Annotated in this window: 18 protein-coding genes; 13 read left to right on the top strand and 5 right to left on the bottom strand. The window is 41.8% G+C overall.

The features are described 5' to 3' along the window. On the top strand, positions 1–148 hold a 148-nt coding region (locus tag Q1A86_RS10985; RefSeq protein WP_299806445.1), incomplete at its 5' end, for a DUF3612 domain-containing protein. Positions 149–276: 128 nt separating this feature from the next. Here Q1A86_RS10985 and Q1A86_RS10980 read toward each other — a convergent pair. The 3 genes from Q1A86_RS10980 to Q1A86_RS10970 all read right to left on the bottom strand — a co-directional run bounded on the left by Q1A86_RS10980 (position 277) and on the right by Q1A86_RS10970 (position 1,874). Further along, on the bottom strand, positions 277–636 hold the full coding sequence (locus Q1A86_RS10980) for a TRL domain-containing protein (protein WP_299806421.1): 360 nt from the start codon (positions 634–636) through the stop codon (positions 277–279). Between the two features lie 109 nt (positions 637–745). After that, a complete protein-coding gene (locus Q1A86_RS10975; protein WP_299806419.1) occupies positions 746–1,258 on the bottom strand; it encodes a GNAT family N-acetyltransferase in 513 nt (170 codons plus the stop codon). A 103-nt stretch (positions 1,259–1,361) separates the two neighbouring features. After that, a complete protein-coding gene (locus Q1A86_RS10970; RefSeq protein WP_299806417.1) occupies positions 1,362–1,874 on the bottom strand; it encodes a GreA/GreB family elongation factor in 513 nt (170 codons plus the stop codon). 232 nt (positions 1,875–2,106) lie between these two features. On the opposite strand from Q1A86_RS10970, the gene Q1A86_RS10965 reads away from it, so the two are divergent. After that, positions 2,107–3,057: a transporter gene (locus Q1A86_RS10965; protein ID WP_299806415.1), complete on the top strand. Its 951-nt coding sequence runs from the start codon at positions 2,107–2,109 to the stop codon at positions 3,055–3,057. 164 nt (positions 3,058–3,221) lie between these two features. On the opposite strand, the gene Q1A86_RS10960 is transcribed toward Q1A86_RS10965, so the two are convergent. After that, positions 3,222–4,367: a cupin domain-containing protein gene (locus tag Q1A86_RS10960; protein WP_299806413.1), complete on the bottom strand. Its 1,146-nt coding sequence runs from the start codon at positions 4,365–4,367 to the stop codon at positions 3,222–3,224. A 214-nt stretch (positions 4,368–4,581) separates the two neighbouring features. Between Q1A86_RS10960 and Q1A86_RS10955 the strand changes: the two genes are divergently transcribed. Continuing rightward, the gene (locus Q1A86_RS10955) at positions 4,582–5,205 is read left to right on the top strand and encodes a PolC-type DNA polymerase III (RefSeq protein ID WP_299806443.1); all 624 of its coding nucleotides are present in this window, start codon (positions 4,582–4,584) and stop codon (positions 5,203–5,205) included. 139 nt (positions 5,206–5,344) lie between these two features. On the opposite strand, the gene Q1A86_RS10950 is transcribed toward Q1A86_RS10955, so the two are convergent. After that, positions 5,345–6,049, bottom strand: a complete 705-nt coding sequence (locus Q1A86_RS10950; RefSeq protein ID WP_299806411.1) for a DUF3334 family protein — start codon at positions 6,047–6,049, stop codon at positions 5,345–5,347. A gap of 365 nt (positions 6,050–6,414) precedes the next feature. On the opposite strand from Q1A86_RS10950, the gene Q1A86_RS10945 reads away from it, so the two are divergent. The 10 genes from Q1A86_RS10945 to can all read left to right on the top strand — a co-directional run bounded on the left by Q1A86_RS10945 (position 6,415) and on the right by can (position 15,286). Beyond that, positions 6,415–8,055: a methyl-accepting chemotaxis protein gene (locus Q1A86_RS10945; protein WP_299806409.1), complete on the top strand. Its 1,641-nt coding sequence runs from the start codon at positions 6,415–6,417 to the stop codon at positions 8,053–8,055. Positions 8,056–8,155: 100 nt separating this feature from the next. Then, positions 8,156–8,542 (top strand): ACT domain-containing protein, encoded by a 387-nt coding sequence (locus Q1A86_RS10940; RefSeq protein ID WP_299806407.1) that lies wholly within the window; start codon positions 8,156–8,158, stop codon positions 8,540–8,542. A 76-nt stretch (positions 8,543–8,618) separates the two neighbouring features. Further along, complete coding sequence (locus Q1A86_RS10935; protein ID WP_299806441.1) at positions 8,619–8,876, top strand: HPr family phosphocarrier protein; 258 nt, start codon at positions 8,619–8,621, stop codon at positions 8,874–8,876. A gap of 10 nt (positions 8,877–8,886) precedes the next feature. After that, the gene (gene ptsP, locus Q1A86_RS10930; protein ID WP_299806405.1) at positions 8,887–10,590 is read left to right on the top strand and encodes a phosphoenolpyruvate--protein phosphotransferase; all 1,704 of its coding nucleotides are present in this window, start codon (positions 8,887–8,889) and stop codon (positions 10,588–10,590) included. Between the two features lie 64 nt (positions 10,591–10,654). After that, the gene (gene crr, locus Q1A86_RS10925; RefSeq protein WP_299806403.1) at positions 10,655–11,164 is read left to right on the top strand and encodes a PTS glucose transporter subunit IIA; all 510 of its coding nucleotides are present in this window, start codon (positions 10,655–10,657) and stop codon (positions 11,162–11,164) included. Between the two features lie 167 nt (positions 11,165–11,331). Then, positions 11,332–11,676 carry an ArsC family reductase gene (locus Q1A86_RS10920; RefSeq protein ID WP_299806401.1) on the top strand — a complete coding sequence of 115 codons (345 nt, stop codon included), beginning with the start codon at positions 11,332–11,334 and terminating at the stop codon, positions 11,674–11,676. Further along, a complete protein-coding gene (gene dapE, locus Q1A86_RS10915; protein WP_299806399.1) occupies positions 11,673–12,818 on the top strand; it encodes a succinyl-diaminopimelate desuccinylase in 1,146 nt (381 codons plus the stop codon). Before Q1A86_RS10920 ends, dapE begins: the two co-directional genes overlap by 4 nt. Beyond that, positions 12,809–13,489, top strand: coding sequence for a M15 family metallopeptidase (locus tag Q1A86_RS10910; protein ID WP_299806397.1), 681 nt, complete (start codon positions 12,809–12,811; stop codon positions 13,487–13,489). Before dapE ends, Q1A86_RS10910 begins: the two co-directional genes overlap by 10 nt. A gap of 48 nt (positions 13,490–13,537) precedes the next feature. Further along, positions 13,538–14,380, top strand: coding sequence for an alpha/beta fold hydrolase (locus Q1A86_RS10905; RefSeq protein WP_299806395.1), 843 nt, complete (start codon positions 13,538–13,540; stop codon positions 14,378–14,380). 291 nt (positions 14,381–14,671) lie between these two features. After that, positions 14,672–15,286, top strand: coding sequence for a carbonate dehydratase (gene can, locus Q1A86_RS10900; RefSeq protein ID WP_299806393.1), 615 nt, complete (start codon positions 14,672–14,674; stop codon positions 15,284–15,286). Positions 15,287–15,382: the final 96 nt, after the last annotated feature.

Raw genomic sequence — 15,382 nt, 5'->3', positions numbered from 1 at the left:
TTTAATGAGTGTAGCTAAAATCCTCAATATCAACTGGATTGAAAGAGGAATTGAAAATGAAGCTCGCCTAATTTGTGGTCGAGGTGCAGTTTGCCCAAGGCAACCTAGTTGTTATCAAGCGGGAAAATCTCAGTGTAGTGAGAGCTAGAGATTATCTGAAATAGTTACAGTCTATTGTTCATTAGTTAGAAGCAAATAGACCAAGCCACACAACAAGTAAAATGAGTAATATGCTATGTAATTCAAGCAATCCGATTATGAATATGGCGATTACTACTACTGCGTTATTGTTCCAAAGGCTATTCCTTGCACATTGATACATTGCTCTGAATAGCCAACACCAAACGACAGAGTGTCATCTATGGTGACGTCGGTGATGATTATTGTACCTTTGATTGCATTTTTAGCCTCCTCAATAGCGCGAGGCGAAGAAACACTGTCACCCATTGGCAACAAATACAAAAAATGAGTCTGACAACTCTGTCCTGAAACTGGACCGAGCCTGACGAGAGGGCCGGATACCTTTACATCCTGATAGGTATTGGTGACAAATGATCCATGGTTGGCGATATTACAGCCCATCATAGCAACAAAAATACCGAGTATAAGAGTGAATCGAGAAACCTTTGACACCATAAAACACTCCTTAGTATTGACGATACTATTTATTCAGTAGAAAAACCTTATCTAAAACAGCCTATTATTTCAATACATAACGGTTCACCCGTCAATTTAATCACTCGCTTTATAGCTTAACTAATCTGAACAATTTACTCTCATCATCGTATTCAGCTAGTTTTTCAACTGTCTCAAATTTGAAATCTAACCGCTCTAAGGTCTTAATAGAGGCGTTATTATCAAGTGATGTGACCGCGATAAATTCGCTCAGTCCCAACGCCTCTACACCAAAATTCAGTACAGCTTGACAAGATTCAATCGCATAGCCTTTAGACCAATATTTGTAGACTAAACCATAACCAAGCTCAACATCTTCACGGTAATCACGCTTTAACAATCCACATACGCCAATGGGTGTATTGCAGCCCTTTAGCACAATAAGAAAAGACCCATATCCATTCTCGGCATAGCTCTTAATTATGAACTCATTGATGTATTGTCGAGCAAGCGCAAGACTTGACACGCCACGATCTCCAACTCCTTGAATAAAAGTTGGCTCATTATATAAAGTCATAATAAATGCCGCATCATCTTCAGTAACTTGTCTTATGATTAACCGCTCAGTCTTTATTGGCGTCATATTATTCCTCTTCAAACCTTCTCAAATATAACTCGATACTTGAAATCATCCATATAGGTCTTATTCGATACTATGAACATTTCATTGGCCTAAATACAACAAGCTAGACTAGTTCGATGATTTCATATTCTCGCTTGTTACCTGCCACAATCAGACTAAATACATCTCCTTGTCGTTTATTTGCCATGGCAGTGCCTAATGGCGACTCTAGTGTGACAACCATAATTGAGCGATTACCCTCTACTATCTTTAATCCACCAACTCCTGGTCCAACAAACAAGTATTGGCTTTTACCATTTTCATCCATCAAAGCGACTAATTTACCTAATTCTACCTTAGGTTTATTAGACTCCTTAGCCTCTATACTCAAATTTGAATTTATCCGAGCAAACATTCCCTCAAAATCCCTAATGTCGGCTTGGCATTGGGTTACCCTCATAGATTGTCCATGGGCAAGGTAGGATGCTTCTAGGCCAAAGGTTTCATACTTACTTTTAGCAATACTCTCAGTATCGGTTGCCGTCTCATGCGCTCGTTTTGCGGCCGCTATAGCCCTGGTTAGCGCTTTATCAAGCTCCAGCCTAACAAGCTGATGCAACTGATTAATTGATAACACTTGTTTAATTTATCCTGAGTATGAACTTATCAATATACTAAGATTACCAAAGTAACACTTTAATGACGCGTAAAAATTTTGAGATAGCATTAAAACTCGCTTGATAAACCCTGCAGATTGGTTAACTTAGTGTTAAATCATACGGGCCTGTTCAGTTTCACCTTATAAAGTTAAGCATATGAACCCAATTTGACTAAACCTAGGCTTTATGTCGGTTTTTAAGGGATTAAGATTGATTAACAATAAACATGTCTCAATTATGGATAAGGCGTTACTCAAACCAGATAACATCTATATGGTAAAGACGCGCTACCTTTTACTCATGCTAGCTTGCAGCCCCTGTGTAGCTCAAGATCTCGAGCCGCGCAGCTACACTAATATCCCTATTGGGATGCATTTCCTAGCCGCTGGCGTGGTACATTCCGAAGGCAATCTATCGCCAGCTCCTACAGCCCCCATTCAAAATGCCAATCTGACTATTAACGCTGCTGTTATTGGCTATGCCCATACTTTCTCTCTAGCCGAAAGCTCTTCAAAAGTTGACTTATCAACAACACGAGTCTGTTATCAAGGTAGCGCTGATTTCAATGGTCAGCAACTCAACGCAGATCGCTGTGGATATGGCGACCCATCGATAAAAGTCACTTGGAATTTTTTTGGTGCCCCCGCATTAGAGGCAAAGGATTTTTCAAAATGGCAACAAGGTGTTGTCGTGGGGGCAAGCATGCAAATTAGCATGCCATTAGGCAGTTATGACGGAAAAAGACTACTCAATGCCGGCAGTAATCGTTGGGTATTTCGCCCAGGCATAGGCATGTCACATAAGCTTGGACGCTGGTATTACGATCTTATTGCCTCAGTAAGGCTTTATGGTGATAATGATGATTTTTTTAATGACACAGAATTAGAGCAGCAACCTCAATACACACTTCAAGGGCATCTTATCTATAACATCAGCCGAGGGCACTGGGTCTCATTAAATGGCAATCTATTTTTTGGCGGTGAAACCAGTAAAGACAAAATAAACTCGCTAGATGAGCAGCGTAATTCCCGGTTCGGTATAACCTACTCTTTTCCGATTAATAGCCAGCACAGTATCAAACTCTACGCCAACACAGGGGTCGTGACTCAAGTTGGTAATGATTTCAATACAATTGGAGCACTGTGGCAATACCGCTTCTAATTCTTAGAGGACACACGAAGTACCACTCTATTGGTTGTTTGTGGTAATAAAAAGCTCAATAGCTTTACGGCTATTGAGCTTTAATCTTCATTTCTGAAGCAACTTTTCTAGAAGTGACTTACTAACAAAAAACAAAATTAAGTCATTCATAGTTTAGAAGTCGTTTACTCTACTTCATCGAAGTACCAGTAACCCGCATTGACCCAATCGGTAAGTTGTCTCATTACGGCATCATTTTCGAACCAAGAAGACATGTCTTCAAGGGTTAGCATCTGTTTATTACAAAGTGCTTCAATCACCTCTGAACAGCCTTGTCCAAGTTCGACTTGTTCGCCATTAATGTACATAACACCAGACTCAAGACTGTTCGCGAAATAGAGACAACGTAGGCCACCTAAACGGATCAACGGCTGCTCAGAGATAATTTCCATGATATCGTCAATCTGGAAACCTAATTGCTCCTCGGGTAGATCTAATTCGCACTTAGACTGTGTCAGGTAACGACCACTGAATTCACTGATTAATGTATCATCTAAGGTTTCGATGAGTTGCTGCTTGATACGGCCTAAATCTCGCTCATCGATTAAACCAGAATGCATACTCAAATTACGGTCTGGATCCGCTATCTGTTTAGTCCCTTGTTCACTATCAATAAGGTGATCAGCCAAAGCACTCACCATATCCTTTGCAGAAGCAGTTCGATAGCCTACAGAGAAGCTCATTGAAGGTTCAAGTGTCACGCCATCGTGAGGATATCCCGGTGGTAGATAGAGAATATCGCCAGGTAAAAGTTCAACATCAATGATAGGCTCAAAAGCTTCGGTATGCAGCAGTGCAGGATGCGCAGCAAACTCTTTGTGAGGCCCTAAGTCCCCTACTCGCCATCTACGACGCCCAGAACCTTGACAAATAAACACGTCATACAGGTCAATATGTGGCCCAACGCCACCACCTGGAACCGCATAACTAACCATCACGTCATCTAATCGCCAGCGAGGTATAAAATCGAAGCATTTTAGTAAGTCTTCTGCTGCAGGAACCCAGTTATTTAATGCCTGCACGATTAAGGTCCAATCGTTTTCGCCTAAATGCTCATAAGATTCAAATGGACCAAACTCCGCCTGCCAGTCTCCCTTATCACGATAGACTCGACGTGACTCCACCATTTCATCGCACGCGAGCCCTGCCATCTCATCAGGAGATAGAAGATCTTGAAAGTTTTTAAATCCTTGACGGATCACTAGTGGTTTTTTTTGCCAGTATTCTTTGAGAAACTGCTCAGGTGTTAAACCATTGATATCTAATTGCATGTTATTAACTCACGTAAATTTGCGCAGATTCTAGCAAATACGGACTAATAAAAATCACGGTGAGATCATGAAACATGCTTATTCCGTGCAGCTATCATTGATCTAAAGGTTAGCCTGTCTGAGTCATAAAGCAGATTGACTGGAAACATGGAATGAATACAATATCAAAAAATATTACAGATGAATTATTAAATTGAGTTATAGCAATCATCCAATCCTAAGCCGTCCTGCAGATACGGTTATCGTACTCGACTTCGAAACCACTGGGCTATCTCCAAATCAGGGCGATCGAGCAATTGAAATCGGTGCTGTAATGCTAAAAGATGGCAAAGTTATCGATCGGTTTCAGCAGTTAATGAACCCAGGTTTTCGGATCAGTGGTTTTATCGAGAGCTATACCGGGATCAGTAATGCTATGTTAGCCGATGCGCCATCGTGTGAAGAGGTCATGATACAATTTGCTGAGTTTATCGGTGATTATAACTTGGTTGCTCACAACGCCTCTTTCGATCAACGCTTTTTAGATGCAGAGCTTAAGCGCATTAATTGTGACTATCTCGGCCAATTTGCCTGTTCTATGCTCATAGCACGTAGGCTCTATCAAGCCGCCCCAAACCATAAGCTTGGTAGCTTAGTGAGTTATAAGAATATACAACATGACGGCGTATTTCACCGTGCCCTAGCGGATAGTGAAATGACGGCTAGCCTGTGGCTGGCCATGCTTGAAGATTTAGATAAAGACTATCGATTGCACAGCCCAAACTTCGGTTTATTACAAAGTATCGCTAAACAGAGTAAAGGCAATATTAATCAATATTTAAACCGCCAAAGCAAATAATTTAATCCTCTGCTTAATGCCTATGAAACAATAGCTTTAATAAAATACAGCGCGTTTATAAACGTGCTGTATTTGCTAAACCTAAGACTTATCACAAACAACAGCTTGTACGAACATCGACAGCTAAGTTCTCTTCGAGCTAAAGGCCCAACTCATCGAGTAGATCATCGGCATCACTCTTTTTTACTTCATTACTTTCTTGAATGCTTGCAGCTTGGGGGCGCTTCGGAGAAGCCAACAACTGACCGTGTTCAGCAAGCAGTTCATCTAAATCAAAATCCTCATCGACGTCAAACTCACTTAGCTTGATAAACTCTGTCTTGTCCATTGCAAACTCAAGATAAAAAACATGGTTGCTTTTAGTCTTAAACGATACTCGCCTTGCAACTGCTTCATCCAAGTTAGTATCAATAGAGATAGTTAACTCTTTATTTATAGTCAGCATTTTAGGCTGGCTTTGACTGATACTGGTTTGTAACTCTTTACTAATTTTATTGATGAAATCACCTAAGATCTGGTTCATCAGCTCCCCCATCACATTACCTACTTCATCTGAAGTATGTGAAAACGCAAGCTCTGACTCAGGCATACCCATATTAAGCATATATTCTCGATAGATCTCTAATGCCGCAGGAGCCGAGAAATTGATCACCACCAAGCCAGAAAAACCACCATCAAAAATAGAGAAACAACCTAAGTCAGGTTTCAAACAGGTGCGGCTAATAGATTGCACCATACCTGCGTGACTTACTTGACTATGCGTTGTACTAAATAGCACGTGACATACTGAGTGACATAACTTTAATAAAATATCGTCAGTGGTTACAGATACTCTTGTTTGCATAAAATTAACCTTTCAAAATTAGTCGAGACATATTGCCCCACTCAATTAACAAAAAACAGTAAAACAGCCAAACAAATTTACCCATTTGCTTCTATTACACTTTAGTTAAGCTCGCGCTATAGGCTAGAACATCATATTCAACCATTAACACAGCACAAAATACTTAACATACACCTGTTACAAGGTAGATCTGTCGCACACCAGTGAACTAGAGCTGTAAGCGGCCTCAAACTCTCATTTGTAATACCGATGGAAAACCACAGATACAGTTAACATTTTTAAAATAAACATAAGCTTACTATTTCCCAACCTCATCATTAAGGTTAAGTTTAATCAATGTTATCGTAAACAGAGCAACAAAGGATATGATCGCCCTATTAAGACAATTTACAATTCTACAGCGTCTGATTTTAATGCTATTGCTAGCCGCTATAGGCACTGTTTGTTTTGCCAGTTTTTCGATCAATGAACAGTACAACAACCTTGTTGAGCAAAAATGGCTGCAAAATGATGCTCAAATCAATACGGCCATAAGCGTTATTGAAGCTCATAACAAACAAATTGAGGAGCAAAACCTCACTCTGGTTAACGCCAAAGACGCTGCAGCGTATCTGATTAATCAAATACATTTTGGTAACGATGGCTACTTCATCGTATTAGACGATCAGCGTAAAATTATCGCCCACGGCGCCGACGCTAGTGCCATTAACCAAAATGCCACCACACTCTTTAGCTCGCAAGATCCTGTTAATCTCGACTCTCTCATCAGTACATCAGCCCATCAAGCTGTTGCCAAGGCCCAAATCAACTTTCCAAATCCAAGTACTGGCCAATTAGAGCCAAAGCTGGTGGAAGTCAGACAGTATCAACCTTGGGGCTGGACTGTCATTACTGGCAGCTATATGAGTGATGTGAGTGAAGTTATGTATTCCATGGCTTTCGATTACCTCGTCATCATGTTGATGATCTCGATTCCTATCTTCCTTTTTTTCCTCGTACTTAACATCTCCATCACGGCTCCGCTAAAAGAAGCTATTACGGCGATGAAAGATATTGCTCAAGGAGAAGGTGATTTAACCCAAAAGTTGCCAACTCAAGGCAAAGATGAGGTCGCAGAGCTGGCTCTGGCATTTAATTTGTTTGTTGTGAAAATCAGGGATATGGTTGCTCAGTTGCAACCCATTGGTACCAACTTGGATAAGGATGCTGTCGGCCTACTTACTGCTGTAGAGGAATCCAATAGTAGTGTTGAGCACCTGCACCAGCAAACTTCAAGTGTGGCAACGGCGATAAACCAAATGCTATCGACAACTCAGGAAATGGCCACGAGTACCAACCAAGCAGCCGATGCCGCAAATAGTGTCAAGCAGCAAGCGCAGCAAAGCATGTCGATGATGGATTCGACACTGGACAATGTTCAGCATCTAGCCGATGAACTAGAACATTCTCAGCAGCTTACTCATGCCCTTGGCCAATCATCAGTACAGATAGGCAGTATCCTCGATGTGATCCGTGCAATTGCCGAACAAACCAACTTGCTTGCCCTTAATGCCGCTATCGAAGCTGCTCGCGCAGGGAGTCACGGTCGAGGTTTTGCCGTTGTGGCCGATGAAGTGCGCGCCTTAGCGACTCGTACTCAAGATTCGACCAACGAAATTCAACATATCATCAAAGATATCCAATCGGGCGTAAGCCTTGTCGTAGCAAGTAACGAGCAAAATCAACATCAATCTCAACAAGTCCAGACACAAGCTAAGGATGTCAGCGATTCATTGGCCGATATTCTTAACTTGGTCGCCCACATCAGTGATATGAATACCCAACTCGCCAGTGCAACCGAAGAACAGTCTATTGTCACCGAAGAGATAAATCGCAATATTTGCACTATAACTGAACTGACTGAGGTCTCAGTGAAAGCGAATGAAAGTAATCACAGCGCCGCAATTTCTCTTCAATCGATCAGTAAAGACTGCTCGCAAACATTAGGTCAGTTTAAAGTTAACTAATGTCTGTCAGGCTATAGCGCGAGAGCAACATTGCCCCTCGCGCTATTGGCCATTTATGGTAAGCTAAATTCACTAATGGAATTTATCTAAGAGTGAACTTATGGCTCGTCTGACACTGGCTACTCATCCCGAGCTCTACACTATCCATAGCTTTTCATCTGAAAGCGTCATCCCTGCCGAGATTTTTCAACAAGAGATGTTCTTTATCGGCAAAACTAAAGACGAGATCTCGGTAGTCGTATCCTCAACGCTAGTCTTAGATAGCATTGAACAAGAGGAAGACTGGCGCTGCCTTGAAGTACTAGGCCCTTTAGGCTTTTCAATGACTGGGATTTTAGCCAATGTATCCGGCACGCTCGCCGATGAAAAAATCAGTATTTTTGCCATATCTACCTTTGATACTGATTATATCCTAGTAAAAAAAGATACATTAACAGAGGCGACCAAAGCCCTCAAAAAGAAAAATTACCAAATCATTGATTATTAGCTCCATTATTCTTAGATTAACGAGTTCTAGGTCTAAAATATCATTTGGTTAATAACTAACTAAGAGTCTTGCGATGATGTATGAAAAAGTTGTAACCATTACCGCTCAGCACGGGCTCCACACCCGTCCAGCTGCACTTTTGGTAAAAAAAGCAAAGTCTTTCGAATGCAGTATCTTCGTTGAGTGTGATGGCAAGCAAGCCAGTGCAAAAAGTCTATTTAAACTACAAACATTAGGGCTTTATTATGGTGTATCGGTACGAGTCATCGCCGAAGGTGAACATGCCGAACAAGCAGTAGAAGAAGTGTCTAAATTACTCATCACATTAAGTTAGGGAACTTGTTATGTCGATTACGGGAATCGTTGTTTCGTCGGGTATCGCCTTTGGTCAAGCTCTACACCTTAACTTACAGCACCAGAAAATCGATTATCGTGTCATTCCGCTAGCCCAAGTCCCCATTGAAATTCAAAGGCTCAAATCCGCTTTCAAGCTTCAAAAGCAACATTTAACTCAAAGTCTTGCCAAATTAGATCCCGATACAAGCCATTTTGAACTCATTGAAGCAGACATTCTCATACTTGATGATGAAGAATTGTTAGCTCAAATAGAAGATACGATCTCAAGGTTACAGATTAGAGCTGAGGTGGCCATTGAACGGATCTTTACTTATCAAGCATCAGAGTTAGAGCAGTTGGATGATCCATACTTAGCCAATCGTGCGGAAGATATATTGTGTTTAAGTAGCCGCCTAATCGCGCGGTTACATGGCGCCCAACATCTCGATTTAAATCAGCTTAATCAAGATACCATTATCTTCGCTCATGACTTAACGCCGGCAGAATTTGCCATGCTGCCCCTTAAACATATTAATGGCCTAGTCCTCAATACTGGTGGCATCACTAGTCATACTGCCATTCTAGCCCGAAGTGCTGGACTCCCTGCGTTACTTAGTTGCCAATATGAAGGGGAAGATATCAAAAATGGCACTCAGGTTGTTCTTAATGCTATCGATGGCGAGCTTATCATTCAACCAAGCTCCGAGCGTCTAGAGCAACTTTTATGGCTTCAACAACAAGATATTGACCGAAAACAACAACTATTGACCCTCAAAGATCTGCCTACAGAGACCTTAGATGGCCATAAGTTATCCCTGTTAGCGAACGTTGGAAGCCTAAATGAAATTAGCCATTTAGCCGATGTAGGGGCTGAAGGAATTGGTCTATTTCGTACTGAATTTATGCTAATGAATACCAGTAGCCTACCCGACGAGAAAATTCAGTATCACTTCTATTGTGATGCATTACATTTAATGGCAGGACGTACCTTTACCATTAGAACCTTAGATGTCGGCGCGGATAAAGAATTACCCTGCTTAACACCACTAGTAGAAGACAATCCCGCATTAGGAATGAGAGGTATTCGTTACAGTTTAGCCAATCCGCGAATTTTCATCACCCAAGTAAAAGCCATTTTACGAGCAGCCAATCAAGGCCCTGTTCGCCTGATGTTTCCCATGATCAATCAAGTCGAAGAGCTAGAGGCATTATTTGGTTTTATAGAAACCTGTAAGCTTGAGCTTATTGAGGAAGAAAAGGGTTTTGGTCAGTTAAGGTATGGTATCGTCGTTGAGACACCAGCAGCAGTGCTAAACCTTGAATCCATGCTGCCGTTACTGGATTTTATCAGTATAGGCACCAATGATCTTACTCAATACACTATGGCAGCAGATCGTACAAATCCATCGCTCACTAGAGAGTACCCATCACTTTCGCCAGCAGTATTGCAGCTCATTAAAAAAACGATAGACCTTGCTCAACAAAACCAAGTTACGGTTTCACTTTGTGGTGAGTTGGCCAGCGATCCCAAAGTTGCCCCTTTACTCGTTGGCATGGGGATCGATGAGCTAAGTGTTAATTTAAGTTCATTATTAGAGGTAAAATCTGCATTACGTGATATAAGTTACCAAACATGTTTAGCCCTAGCTAAACATGCAATTAAAATAAAAAGAGTCGAAGAATTAAACATTTACATTAACGGTCTCGGCTAATATCGTTATAATGGCAATAGCCTTTATCAAAATTAAACCAACATACTTAAGAGGCATATAATAGATGGGATTTTTAAGCCGCATTAGACGCCTAATTTCAGGACAAACAGATATCGCTGGCGTAGTGAATGTCTATGCCCCCGTTTCAGGCAAAATTGTTGCCGTTGAAAAAGTACCTGACGCCGTATTTTCAGAAAAAATTGTCGGCGACGGTTTAGCTATCGCGCCTAAAGGTCGACTCATCCTAGCTCCAATTGATGGTACGATAGGAAAAATATTCGAAACAAATCATGCGTTTAGCATCGAGTCCAATCAAGGTCTTGAAATATTTGTCCACTTTGGTATTGGTACAGTTGAACTCAGAGGTAATGGCTTTAAACGCCATGCCGAAGAAGGCCAAGAAGTGAAGGTTGGCGACCCAATTTTAGAGTTTGAACTCGATTATTTAACTGAGCACGCCGATAGCCTGTTAACCCCTGTGCTTATTGCTAATATGGAAGACATACAAGGTTTAGACAAGAAGCAAGGTAACGTAGAAGCAGGGAAAGACGTTATCTTCTCGGTCATGCTGTAACCTATCCACCTCAGCTTAGTCACTTTATTTTGACAAAATAAAACCCATAACAGTAAAAGCCATTGAATTACATTCAACAAACAGCTTGTGGGGCCAGTTCGCTCTTGAGCCGACTTAAAAGCAATGACACAATGCGTGCAACTTATAAAAATAGATTGGAGTACCCTTTGACACTCTTTGGAATAAAGAATTGCGATACGGTTCGTAAGGCACGTAAATGGCTTGAAGCCAATCAACTGGAAGTCACTTTTCATGATTTTCGTGAAGATGGACTGAGTGCAGAGCAGATTGAACAATGGGTTGCAATCGTTGGTTGGGAAGCCTTATTTAATAAGCGTAGCACTAGCTTTAGAAACCTAACCGATACTGAAAAAAGCGATCTCAACCAGAACAAGGCTATCGCACTTATGGCGTTGTATCCGACCTTGATTAAGCGCCCTGTTTTGGTGTCAAATGGTCAAGTCCAAGTTGGATTCAAAGAGGCTGACTATCGCGTGTGGTTTAACCTATGAGCCAACACGAAGAATCAGCGGTACTTAGCTTAGCTAAAGATCTCATTTCTCGTCCTTCGGTGACCCCATTAGATGAAGGATGTCAACCACTTATGGCGGAGCGATTGAGTCGAGCAGGCTTCGAGGTCGAGTCTATGGTATTTGATGATACCACCAATATGTGGGCTCGAAGAGGCAGTCAGTCTCCAGTCTTTTGTTTTGCCGGTCATACCGATGTAGTCCCTGTAGGGGATGTTAATCGCTGGCACACACCGCCATTTGAGCCCGTAGTGATTGATGATTATCTTCATGGCCGCGGTGCGGCCGATATGAAAGGCTCTTTAGCTGCAATGCTTGTTGCCACTGAACGTTTCGTTAAGAAACACCCTGACCATCAAGGTTCTATAGCATTTCTTATTACCAGTGACGAAGAGGGGCCTTTCATTAATGGTACCACTCGCGTTATCGATACTCTCGAAGCTCGTAATGAAAAAATCACTTGGTCATTAGTTGGCGAGCCCTCGTCGACCCATAAACTGGGTGATATTGTAAAAAATGGCCGCCGAGGCAGTCTCACCGGCAACTTGACGGTTAAAGGGATCCAAGGGCATGTCGCCTACCCTCACCTTGCTGACAACCCTATTCATAAGGCCGCTCCCGCGTTAGATGAGCTGGCACGAATGAAGTGGGATAACGGCAATGAATTCTTTCCGCCCACCAGTTTTCAGATAGCCAACATAAATGGCGGCACGGGTGCATCAAACGTGATCCCTGGAGCATTGGATGTGATGTTTAACTTCCGTTACTCTACCGAAGTCACGGCTGAGATATTGATTGAGAGGGTGTTAAATATTCTCGATGCTCATGGCTTAGATTACGATATTAGCTGGGTTTATAATGGGTTACCTTTCTTAACAGGAGAAGGTCCATTATTGGAAGCCACAAAAGCTGCCATTAAGAAGGTAACAGGATCAGACACAGATCCACAAACCTCAGGTGGTACCTCTGATGGTCGATTTATCGCACCGACTGGGGCACAAGTAATTGAGCTGGGGCCAGTAAATGCGACGATTCATAAAGTTAACGAGTGTGTTAAGGTCTCTGACCTTGAACTACTCACCGACTGTTATGAAGCCATCTTGGAAAATCTGCTTTGCAAGTAACACAACGCCATCTTTATGGGCTCGGACATCAAGGCTTAGTCGAGTGTCAGGGTCATCTTGTAGAGTCCAACACTGCCGCTGCATTGCTAAAGATGCAGCAAGCAGCTTTGCTTGATGGCATAAATATTCAGGTCTGCTCTGCTTATAGAGACTTCGATAAGCAGCAGTCTATCTGGAATGCTAAAGCAAGCGGTAAAAGGGTGCTGTTAAACAAGGACTCTGAGCCGGTATCGATAGAAGCGCTAGCTTCAAATCAATTGATTGACTTAATCCTTACTTGGTCTGCCGTCCCCGGAATGTCTCGCCACCATTGGGGGACAGACATCGATATTTTTGATGCGAACCAGATAAATCGTCAAGAGTTACGCCTAATTTCCCAAGAATATCAAATCAATGGCCCTTGTTTCCAATTAAGCCAGTGGTTAGACTCTCATGCTCAGCGATACGGGTTTTATCGTCCCTATCAAGAGGCATTGAGCGGTGTTAGTCCTGAACCTTGGCATTTGAGTTACTTTCCAATTTCTAAAGACTATATAAATAATTACGATATCGAATCGATTAAAGCCGTTATAACGAATTCAGCCATTTTACATAAAGACGCCATACTAGAACGTATCGACGCCCTTGCTAGCGAATATGTTTTTCGTGTCGCTCCAATACCAGCGCCATAACTGCCGCTCTAAAACCAGATTTCTTCACACATATTTAGAGATAACACTGTGAACATAACAGATTTAACCACCAATTTTGCAGCAAACAGACAACAACTAACCATTGAAGGCAGTACGCTCAGTTACTTAGATATTGGTCAAGGTCCCGTATTATTACTGGGTCACAGTTACCTTTGGGATAGTGAGATGTGGGCACCTCAAATTGCACACTTAAGTCAGAGTTTTCGCTGTATTGTTCCAGATCTCTGGGGCCATGGTTGTTCCGGTTTTTTACCCTCTAATTGTCGTAATCTACGTGATATAGCCACTCATATGCTTGAGCTTATGGACGCGCTTAACATAGAGAAGTTCTCAGTAATTGGCTTGTCTGTCGGTGCAATGTGGGGCGCAGAACTTGCACTTAAGGCACCTACTCGAGTTAATCACCTTGTTATGTTAGGCAGTTTTATCGGCTATGAGCCTGAAATCACTCGTGATAAATATTATGCGATGTTGGATGTAATAAAAGCTGAACAAAGCATCTCTACTAAAGTCATTGACGCCATCACACCACTCTTTTTTGCTAAGCAGCCCCAAGCTGAATTAGTCGCGCTTTTTAAACAAAAACTCAATCATTTTGATGGCGGCAACATCGACACGCTTTATCAAATTGGCAGAATGATTTTCGGTCGTCGAGATACCATGGATGATGCCCATCTATTTACCCTTCCCTGCCTAATCATGACAGGGGTTGAAGACAAGGCACGTAGTGTACTCGAAGGATATTTAATGCACGATGCTATTGATGGTAGTCAATATGTACATATCCCAGATTGCGGACACATCTCAACTTTAGAGCAAGCTGATTTTGTCAATCAGCAGCTGAGTCAATTCTTAACAGCGCATCATTAATCCTATTTTAAACGGACTATTTTAGAGCGAATAAAGTTCGCTCTCACTCTGTGCTTAGCCTCAATTTGACAGCTCCTAGTCAGCCTAAGCACAAAACGTACTGCCAGCTAACTTGTGATACAACTGACTTTTAAAGTAAATCACTTGAAACACAAACAACCTGACAGCAACACTTTTAACAAACATTTAAGATTACTTCTCTATAGTACTGAATAGACCAGCAGAGCTAAGCTTCAATGATAAACTTAGTCTGTATTGAGATTTTCTTAACTGACCGAATATAAGAGCAGAATGAAACTACTAAAACCGCTTTTTGATAATAATCGCCGTTGGGCTGGCCGGATCTTAGAAGAAGATCCTCAATTCTTTGAGCAACTCGCTAAACAACAGAGCCCAGAGTATCTCTGGATAGGTTGCTCTGATAGCCGAGTCCCTTCTAATCAGATCATTGATTTAATGCCAGGTGAAGTATTCGTTCATCGAAACATTGCTAATATGGTTATCCATACCGATTTAAACTGCTTATCTGTACTTCAGTATGCCGTTGAAGTGTTAAAAGTTAAGCACATAATGGTTGTTGGCCACTATGGCTGTGGTGGTATAAAAGCTTCTATGGGGCAAGAACGACTCGGCCTTATCGATAACTGGCTAGGCCATATTCGTGATATTTACCGCTTACACAAAGCCGATCTTGACAATATGGACGAGTCTGAGCGTTTTGACCGCTTATGCGAATTGAATGTCATTGAGCAAGTGGCCAATGTCACCAGTACCACCATAGTTCAAGAAGCTTGGGCTCGTGGTCAAGATGTTGCCATTCATGGTTGGATTTATAGTGTTGAGAACGGTTTACTCTCCGATTTAGATGTTACCGTAAATAAAGATACGGAAACAGAAAATAGCTAAAACGCTATCAATACAATACAACTTATTAAAGGCTAGCTCAGACAATGTACTGAACTAGTCTTTTTTTTACTTACCTTGTTGCAAAATCTTTAATAA

Source organism: uncultured Shewanella sp. (genome assembly GCF_947497935.1).
GTDB lineage: Bacteria > Pseudomonadota > Gammaproteobacteria > Enterobacterales > Shewanellaceae > Shewanella.
Note: the sequence above shows the minus strand (reverse complement) of the source record. Positions and strands in the feature narration are given on the sequence as shown.

Coding starts and splice junctions, on each gene's coding strand:
- Q1A86_RS10980 (WP_299806421.1), bottom strand. CDS start 636: ATGGTGTCAAAGGTTTCTCGATTCACTCTTATACTCGGTATTTTTGTT.
- Q1A86_RS10975 (WP_299806419.1), bottom strand. CDS start 1,258: ATGACGCCAATAAAGACTGAGCGGTTAATCATAAGACAAGTTACTGAA.
- Q1A86_RS10960 (WP_299806413.1), bottom strand. CDS start 4,367: ATGCAATTAGATATCAATGGTTTAACACCTGAGCAGTTTCTCAAAGAA.
- Q1A86_RS10950 (WP_299806411.1), bottom strand. CDS start 6,049: ATGCAAACAAGAGTATCTGTAACCACTGACGATATTTTATTAAAGTTA.
- Q1A86_RS10945 (WP_299806409.1), top strand. CDS start 6,415: ATGATCGCCCTATTAAGACAATTTACAATTCTACAGCGTCTGATTTTA.
- Q1A86_RS10940 (WP_299806407.1), top strand. CDS start 8,156: ATGGCTCGTCTGACACTGGCTACTCATCCCGAGCTCTACACTATCCAT.
- Q1A86_RS10935 (WP_299806441.1), top strand. CDS start 8,619: ATGTATGAAAAAGTTGTAACCATTACCGCTCAGCACGGGCTCCACACC.
- ptsP (WP_299806405.1), top strand. CDS start 8,887: ATGTCGATTACGGGAATCGTTGTTTCGTCGGGTATCGCCTTTGGTCAA.
- crr (WP_299806403.1), top strand. CDS start 10,655: ATGGGATTTTTAAGCCGCATTAGACGCCTAATTTCAGGACAAACAGAT.
- dapE (WP_299806399.1), top strand. CDS start 11,673: ATGAGCCAACACGAAGAATCAGCGGTACTTAGCTTAGCTAAAGATCTC.
- can (WP_299806393.1), top strand. CDS start 14,672: ATGAAACTACTAAAACCGCTTTTTGATAATAATCGCCGTTGGGCTGGC.